Raw genomic sequence first — 6547 nt, 5'->3', positions numbered from 1 at the left:
AACACAAGGTTGATAGGTCAGGGGTGTAAGCATGGTAACATGTTCAGCTGACTGATACTAATAGGTCGAGGGCTTGACCAATAAAAACAATCAACAAAAATCATGTGCAATTTTCAGAGAACAAAATTAATAATCCGCGATAGCTCAACGGTGGAGCACTCGGCTGTTAACCGATAGGTTGGAGGTTCGAATCCTCTTCGCGGAGCCAATTTAAATAAGCTTACGGGCTTATTTTTTTTTGCTTAAAAATAATATATTAAATATATAAATAATAACGTATAATCTAATATACAGTTTAATATATAATAAGACAAACTATTACAAAAATGTAATAGATATTAATTATTTTGTAATAGTAAACTACATTTTATGTTAGTATACTTATAATGTAAATAAACTAGGGGGAAATTTAGGTATGGCGATAAAGAGAAACTCAGATAAAAAAACAATTAAAATACAAATAAAACAAAGTCTATTAATATTAGGAATTACTATTTTATTAGTAATTGGTGCTATGGCTATTTATTCTGCAATTTCATCAAATAATAAAAATGAACAAGCTCTTGCTCAAGGTGGTGGGAAAGAAAAAGGTAATGGTGAAAAATCAAATTTATCTTCAGGAGTTGAGGAAAATGTAGATTTAGATAATTCAGGATATTTACTATTAGAACAAGATTCTAATGCAGATGATGCAAAGATTGTGGCAAATAGAACTCAAGGTATTATGAAGGGTGAGCTACATTACCCTGTTAGAGATGATGGGAAAAAAGTTGTATATTTAACATTCGATGATGGTCCATCAACTACTAATACTCCCAATGTTTTAAATATATTGGATAAATATAATATTAAAGGAACATTTTTTGTTATGGGTAAAAGTATTACTTCAAATCCAGAAGTAACAAAAAAGATTTTAAAGAGAATAGCATCAAATGGACATGCTATAGCTAATCATAGTTATAGTCATGATTATAGATATTTATATCCTAATAGAGTAATAAATACAAATAATTTTATGGGAGAATATAATAAAACAAATGATTTATTAAAAGAATATTTAGGAAAGGATTTTTCAACTAGAGTTGTAAGGTTTCCAGGTGGTTATTGGTCTTGGAATGGAAGAGAGAAGATAAGACCTATATTAGATAAAAAAGGTATAGAAATTGTAGATTGGAATGCATTAAATGGTGATGCTGCAAATGGTGGTCATAAAAGTAAGGCACAATTATTGGCTGAAACAAAAGATTCAGTAGAAAAGTTAGGTGATAAAGCTGATAGTATTGTATTTTTAATGCATGATACTTATCAAAAGGAAACAACAGTTGAAGCTCTTCCAGAAATAATAGAATATTTTAAAAGCAAAGGATATGAGTTTAGAACAATGAAATAATTTAATTTTATTTTAATAGGTGAAGTGAAATAATTGTATATTAAGAATAAAAAATATAGACTATAATATTAAAAGAAGCTTAAATTATTAAGCTTCTTTTTTGAAAATAGAAAGAGGTGTGGTTAATATTGGCTAAAATATTATTAGTAGAAGATGAAGTGAGTATAAGAGGTTTTTTAAAGATAAATTTAGCTAGGAATGGATTTGAAATAATTGAAGCTAGCAATGGAGAAGATGGAATAAAAAAAGCTATTGAGGAGAAACCTTCTGTAGCTGTTTTAGATGTTATGTTGCCAGGAATAGATGGATTTCAAGTATGCAGTAAATTAAGAGAGGAGTTCCCAGAAATGGGGATTATAATGTTAACTGCAAAAGGGCAAGATATGGATAAAATAATGGGACTAGAATATGGTGCTGATGATTATATAGTAAAGCCATTTAATCCATTAGAAGTTGTTCTTAGAATAAAAGCAATTTTAAGAAGAATAGAGAGCAAAGAAGGGAAAGTTGTAGAAGAATTGGTTAATGGACCATTTGTAATAAATCTATATTCTCAAAAGATAACAAAAGATGGTGTAGAGATAGAACTTACCCCAAAAGAATATTTAATAATGAAAACATTTATTGAGAATCCTAATAAGGCTTTTTCAAGAGATGAGTTATTAAATAGTGTATGGGGATATAATTATTTTGGAGATCCAAAAATAATTGATGTAAATATTAGAAGATTAAGAGCAAAAATTGAAAAGGATTCATCTAACCCACAGTTTATAGAGACTGTTTGGGGGATAGGATATAGATGGAAAGGATAATATATGAAAAGCATAAAGAATAAGATGATAAGAAACTTTATAATAGTTGTTTTCTCAACAATAGTTATATTGGATATATTATTAATGGTATTTGTTAGACAATATTATTATAAAAATATACAAACTATATTAACTAATCAAATAGATTTAGCTATTAATTTTTATGATAGATATTACTCTAATACATCACTAGAACTTAATGTATATGATAATGTTGATGCTTTCTGGAATCAAACCACTGCACAAGTTCAAATATTTGATAATAAAGGTCGTCTTATTATGGATTCTATAGGTAGTAATGAAATATCTGATGAAAGTAAACAACAGATAAGGAAAGCATTAAGTGGAGAAAGTAGCGACTGGGTTGGAAAGGTAAGATACTCTCCATATAATGTTATGGCAGTAACTAAGCCAATAGAGGTAAATGGAAAAGTAATAGGAGCTATAAGATATGTAACTTCTTTAAAAGAGGTTAATGAATCTATAGCATCTATAATGAGTTTTTTTATAGGTATATCAATTTTAGTATTAATTATAGGTGTAGTTATAAGTATAATTATGGCTAGAAATATAGTTAATCCTATATTAAAGTTAAAAAACATAGCAAAAAAAATGGCAAGTGGGGATTTAAAAGCTAGAAGCAATTTTGACTCAAAAGATGAAATTGGTCAGCTTGCAAATACTTTAGATTATATGGCAGAAGAACTTGACCAAAGAGAAAAAATGAAAAATGATTTTATATCATCTGTATCACATGAACTTAGGACACCACTTACAGCTATAAAAGGATGGGTAATAACTTTAAATAATGAAAACACTGATAGAGAAACTTTAAAATTGGGATTTGATATACTTGAAAAAGAAACAGATAGATTATCTGCAATGGTTGAAGAGTTATTAGATTTTTCAAGACTTATAAATAATAAAATATCTCTTAATAAAACTTTAGTTAATATTTCTCATTTTGCAAGTTATATTGAATTATATATGACTCCAAGAGCTGAAAAAGAAAATATAAATTTTCATGTATATAATTCGATAAAAACTCCTAATATTAATATTGATATTGATAGAATGAAGCAAGTTCTTATAAATATAATAGATAATTCATTTAAATTTACTCAAGAACAGGGATTGATAGAAGTTAAATTTTCAGAAGATGTTAAAAATATAATAATAGAAGTTACTGATAATGGATGTGGGATAAGTGAGAATGAGTTAGAAAGAGTTAAGGAGAAATTTTATAAAGGGAGTAATGCAAATTCTAACGCAGGTATAGGATTATCAATAGCTGATGAAATAGTAAAATTACATAATGGAACATTAATAATAAATAGTGAATTATATGTTGGAACACAAATAAAGATTGTTATTCCTAAAGAAAGTAATGAGGAGAAGTTATATGAGATTTAGATGGATTAAAGCTATATTTATAATAATATTAATGTTTTCTTTAACTGGATGTAATAGTATTGATATAAATAATATGATGGAATTAAAGGCTCCTCAAAATAAAGATTTAATTATATTAGGAAGATGGCAAGTAAAAGATTATAAGGTGTTAGATAAAAATATGTATTCATTAGGAGAAGTTGATGATATTGAAGATAAATATATTGATATTGGCGAACATAATATTAATATAGATACTAAAACTTATGATGGTGTAAGATATAAATTAAAAGTTGTAAAAGGAGATTATGTTATATCATATCAAAATAACTTTATTGTAAGGGATTTGGGTATTAATAACAGTGAATTAAATGTAATATCTGCATCAGATAAAAATAATAATATTTTTGAATTTTTTTATGTTAATAAGAATGAAAGTTTTATATACTATCAAGGGGTTTTATTAAATGTTAAATGGATAAGTAATGTTTCAGAAGATGCATTTAATGCAAAAAATATTCCAGATAAAAAAAGTGTTAATTACAATGATTATAATACAGATAAAGGTCTTTATATAACTTTTAAGGAACCAAGAAAATTAAAAGAAGATGGAACATATACAGATGAAAAATATAGAACCCTTTGGATAAGCGCAAAGAAAGATAAGATTCAACCAATTGAGTCTGTTAATGGTATAATATTTCCGAGAAAATCTGGAATATGGACTTTATCAAAAAATAGTATTGATACCAACGGTTATCATAAAGAATATTTTGTTGCAAATGCAATAGATAAAAAAAGTCAAATTACAATAGAAGATAAAGAAAAGAATTTTATTAATGAAAAGTCTAATGTTTATAGAGGCTTAAATTATATAGGTGATAATTATATATCAACAGAAATTTATACTGGTAATAATTTTGAAAATAAATATACTCAATATGAAATGATTCCATTAGATAACTTATTTTCAGATAAATCATTAGCATTTCAAGATATATTTTCAAAAAAATACAATTTAACTTATAATAAGGATTATACAAACGCATATCACAAGTTAACAAAGGATCAACAAGAAAAGGTAAAAAAATATATAGATTACAGTAATTTTGGTGTTGTTAGAGAAAATGGTAATTGGAGAATGGAAGGAAGAATATCACCATCTTCATTAGATGGTGATAAGTATGATTATAAAATATCAATTCAACCACCAGTTAATCTAGTAAGATATGATTCATTATTAATACCTTGGAAAATTTTAAAAAATGATATACCTTTAATAAAAGATGCGTATACTTCACCAGATGGAAAATTAGCAATTGTTATTTTAGATGATAAATTAATAGTTTTTAATACCTCAAATAATAAATTATCAACACCAGTTAAAGAATTCAAACTTAAAAAAGGTGAAAAAGTAATAATGGCACAATGGTGTGAAGGTGATTATGTAGATTATTGGGGAAATACATTTAATGAATATCAAAAACAAGTAAATAAAACAGGTAAATAAAATAGGTAAATAACATAGTTATTTTAAATAAGGAGGGAAAGAAAAAATGTTATCAAAAGAAACTATAGGTCTTGTGTTATCAAAGTGTATGATAACAGGGGGAGATTTTGCTGAAATATATGTAGAAGACAGTATAAGTAATTCTCTTAGTATTTTAGATAATAAAGTTGAAAGTGCCATAGGTGGAAGAAGCTATGGCGTTGGAATAAGAATATTTAAGGGGTTAAAAAGTGTTTATGCATATACAAATGATAATTCACTTAATAGTTTATTAGATACAGCTTATAAGGCAGCACTTGCTCTAGGAGATTTAAAAGAAGAAAAAGATATAATTGTAAATGATTCTATATGGGTTCCAAATAAACATATAATAAAATATTATCCACAAGAAATAGAATATGCTAAAAAAATTGGTGTGATGAAGCTTGCTTACAATAAAGCTAAAGATTATAGTAATGAAATAAGTAAAGTAAGCGTTAGTTATGCTGATAAAGATCAAAAGATTTTAATAGCAAATACAGATGGTATTTGTCTTGAAGATAGAAGAGTTAGAACAAGACTTGGTATAAGTGCAGTTGCATCAAAAAATGGAGAAAATCAAATGGGATTTGAAGGACCAGGAAGGTCTAGAGGTTTTGAGATGTTTAAAGATGAAATAGATCCTGAAATGTATGCATTAGAAGCAGCAAGAACTGCTGTTACAATGTTAAATGCAAAAGATTGTCCAGCTGGAAAGATGACAGTTGCAATCGATAATGGATTTGGTGGAGTTTTATTCCATGAGGCATGTGGACATTCATTAGAGGCTACTTCAGTTGCTAAGGGAAATTCAGAATTTGCAGGCAAGATGGGTGAACAAATAGCATCAGCTAAAGTAACAGCAATTGATGATGGTACTATAGAAAATGCATGGGGTTCTATTAATATTGATGATGAAGGTACAAAGTCAAGAAAAAATGTATTAATTGAGAATGGTATATTAAAGGGATATATGATTGATAAATTAAATGGAAGAAGAATGGGAATGGAATCAACAGGAAATGGAAGAAGACAAAGCTATAAATTTGCCCCAACTTCAAGAATGACTAATACTTATATAGCTGCTGGAAGTGATAAGCCAGAAGATATAATAAAATCAATAGATAATGGTCTTTATGCTAAAAAGCTTGGTGGAGGTTCTGTAAATCCTGTAACTGGAGAATTTAATTTCTCTGTATCAGAAGGTTATTTGGTGAAAAATGGTGTAATAGTAGAACCTGTTAGAGGGGCTAGCCTTATAGGCAAAGGTAGTGAAGTATTAATGAATATAGATATGGTTGGAAGTAACATATGTCAAGCACAAGGTATGTGTGGATCATCATCAGGTAGTATTCCTGTAAATGTTGGTCAACCAATGATTAGATTAAAAGAAATAACAGTAGGCGGAAGATAGGGAGGTGTAAT

Annotated in this window: 5 protein-coding genes, 1 tRNA gene and 1 rRNA gene; all 7 read left to right on the top strand. The window is 27.5% G+C overall.

Annotated features, from left to right (window positions below; all coding sequences use genetic code 11):
- Positions 1 to 81, top strand: a 23S ribosomal RNA gene (locus AC4FQ1_RS07970); the annotation flags it as partial.
- A gap of 52 nt (positions 82 to 133) precedes the next feature.
- Positions 134 to 208 (top strand) — tRNA-Asn (locus tag AC4FQ1_RS07965).
- 207 nt (positions 209 to 415) lie between these two features.
- A complete protein-coding gene (locus tag AC4FQ1_RS07960) occupies positions 416 to 1390 on the top strand; it encodes a polysaccharide deacetylase family protein (protein ID WP_491169414.1) in 975 nt (324 codons plus the stop codon).
- A gap of 128 nt (positions 1391 to 1518) precedes the next feature.
- Complete coding sequence (locus tag AC4FQ1_RS07955; RefSeq protein ID WP_303129744.1) at positions 1519 to 2202, top strand: response regulator transcription factor; 684 nt, start codon at positions 1519 to 1521, stop codon at positions 2200 to 2202.
- A gap of 3 nt (positions 2203 to 2205) precedes the next feature.
- Positions 2206 to 3615 carry a sensor histidine kinase gene (locus tag AC4FQ1_RS07950; RefSeq protein WP_303129747.1) on the top strand — a complete coding sequence of 470 codons (1410 nt, stop codon included), beginning with the start codon at positions 2206 to 2208 and terminating at the stop codon, positions 3613 to 3615.
- Positions 3605 to 5104, top strand: coding sequence for a hypothetical protein (locus AC4FQ1_RS07945; RefSeq protein ID WP_303129750.1), 1500 nt, complete (start codon positions 3605 to 3607; stop codon positions 5102 to 5104). The genes AC4FQ1_RS07950 and AC4FQ1_RS07945 overlap by 11 nt, the downstream gene beginning before the upstream one ends.
- A 46-nt stretch (positions 5105 to 5150) precedes the next feature.
- Positions 5151 to 6536 (top strand): TldD/PmbA family protein, encoded by a 1386-nt coding sequence (locus AC4FQ1_RS07940; RefSeq protein ID WP_491169413.1) that lies wholly within the window; start codon positions 5151 to 5153, stop codon positions 6534 to 6536.
- The last annotated feature ends 11 nt before the right edge of the window (positions 6537 to 6547 follow it).

It is taken from the genome of Clostridium sp. TJA020 (genome assembly GCF_058310295.1).
Note: the sequence above shows the minus strand (reverse complement) of the source record. Positions and strands in the feature narration are given on the sequence as shown.

Coding starts and splice junctions, on each gene's coding strand:
- AC4FQ1_RS07940 (WP_491169413.1), top strand. CDS start 5,151: ATGTTATCAAAAGAAACTATAGGTCTTGTGTTATCAAAGTGTATGATA.
- AC4FQ1_RS07945 (WP_303129750.1), top strand. CDS start 3,605: ATGAGATTTAGATGGATTAAAGCTATATTTATAATAATATTAATGTTT.
- AC4FQ1_RS07960 (WP_491169414.1), top strand. CDS start 416: ATGGCGATAAAGAGAAACTCAGATAAAAAAACAATTAAAATACAAATA.
- AC4FQ1_RS07950 (WP_303129747.1), top strand. CDS start 2,206: ATGAAAAGCATAAAGAATAAGATGATAAGAAACTTTATAATAGTTGTT.